Annotated in this window: 3 pseudogenes; 1 reads left to right on the forward strand and 2 read right to left on the reverse strand. The window is 55.5% G+C overall.

The features are described from left to right. Window positions 1-303, reverse strand: a pseudogene (locus tag ACFPVS_RS13650) (hypothetical protein); the annotation flags it as partial. 11 nt (window positions 304-314) lie between these two features. On the opposite strand from ACFPVS_RS13650, the pseudogene ACFPVS_RS13655 reads away from it, so the two are divergent. Next, window positions 315-493, forward strand: a pseudogene (locus ACFPVS_RS13655) (lipoprotein signal peptidase). 115 nt (window positions 494-608) lie between these two features. Here ACFPVS_RS13655 and ACFPVS_RS13660 read toward each other — a convergent pair. Beyond that, a pseudogene (locus ACFPVS_RS13660) lies at window positions 609-935 on the reverse strand (IS3 family transposase); the annotation flags it as partial. Window positions 936-977: the final 42 nt, after the last annotated feature.

The following is a 977-nucleotide window of genomic DNA, read 5'->3' on the forward strand; positions in this document are numbered from 1 at the left end:
ACCACTGTCAGCTCCGCCACCGACAGCGCACCTTCCTGATAGAAACCCTCCGTTTTCAGTGTACCGAAGAAACGCTCCATCGGCGCATTGTCCCGGCGTGCCTTTGCGCGACATACTTTGCACCATCCCTTTCTCAGCCAATTTCGTTCGATAAGCCTCGGTGCGGCAAAGCACACCTTGGCCGGAATGCAGCAGCGGCGTTTGGCCTTTCAGACGGCCGAATGCTTGGTCCAACATTTGCGCCACCATTTCACCGTTTGCTCTGCGGCCTAAAGAATAGGCCGCAATCTCCCGGTTAAACACATCGGAGACCTTTGCAAAACCGCCATCTGCAGCGCATTTCTGCGTTGTGCGCTGCCCGCTCGCCTGCCTATCGTGTGATATGTCTGCACCCGCTGCGCTGCTGCGCCTTGAACTGAATCCGCATCCGGCGGTTTTGCAAAGGCCTCATCCAATATCGGCGATAAGTACAGCTTCCCGTTTGTGCATTTGAACTCCGCCACATCGGTCAGCCATTTGCCTGCCGGTTTGCCGGCAGTAAACTCACGATTGAGAATACTGTCCGAAGCCTCTCCTATTGCTTGCGGACGGTAGGCTTTTTTACTGCGGACTTTGGCTTTCAGTCCCAACAAACCCATAATGCGCCGCACTTTCTTTTTGTTCCGCGACAATACGGCGGCAATCCGCCGATGACCGTAACGGCCTTTGTGCCGGCGACAGACTTCACCCACGGCGGTTTTGGCCGCTGCATCGGGACCGGCTTTGCCGATATGGTAATGAAAGCTGCTTTTGGGAATACCGGCACTGTGCGGCAGATATTTCAGCGGGTGTTCCGCCCCCAACGTTTGAACGGTTTCGCAGCTTTGGCGGCGTTCTTTTCGTTGAGGGCTTTCATGTGCTTTAGGTAGCCGTTCCCCGCCCTCATGTAACGCCACTCTTCAATCAGTTCCGCCCGGTTTTTTTTCGTGGCCGGGTTT

It is taken from the genome of Neisseria weixii (assembly GCF_042658245.1).
Lineage (GTDB): Bacteria > Pseudomonadota > Gammaproteobacteria > Burkholderiales > Neisseriaceae > Neisseria > Neisseria weixii.